Origin of the sequence: Halomonas sp. SIMBA_159 (assembly GCF_046536035.1) — a bacterium.
GTDB lineage: Bacteria > Pseudomonadota > Gammaproteobacteria > Pseudomonadales > Halomonadaceae > Vreelandella > Vreelandella venusta_A.
In genome coordinates this window covers 1-256 of the sequence record NZ_JAWJBT010001025.1, presented here as the reverse complement: position 1 = coordinate 256, position 256 = coordinate 1, and the positions used below count along the sequence as shown (strand labels likewise).

The window sequence follows — 256 nt, the reverse complement described above, 5'->3', positions numbered from 1 at the left end:
AGAGAAATCACTCATTGCCCGGGCATCGCGTTGGCCCTCCTGCTCATCGTCGGCGGCTTTAGTGCCGGTACGGGTTGCATCATCGCGCGAGCCGCTGACGGCGGCAAAACTGCCGCGAAATGTCGAGCGCTCATGCTCTCCGTTATGCGCGCTCTACTCAGCGAGGTTGAGAGAAGAGTTCGTGCCTCAGCCGGCCTGAGCGCGAGGCAGCTCCACAGGGCGTCAGTGAATCCGCTTGCCGACACTGCGCCAGGGC

Annotated in this window: 1 protein-coding gene; it reads left to right on the top strand. The window is 63.3% G+C overall.

The features are described from left to right. Window positions 1–199: hypothetical protein (locus R0J87_RS22370; RefSeq protein ID WP_498889068.1), on the top strand; the 199-nt coding region annotated here is incomplete at its 5' end. Between the last annotated feature and the right edge of the window lie 57 nt (window positions 200–256).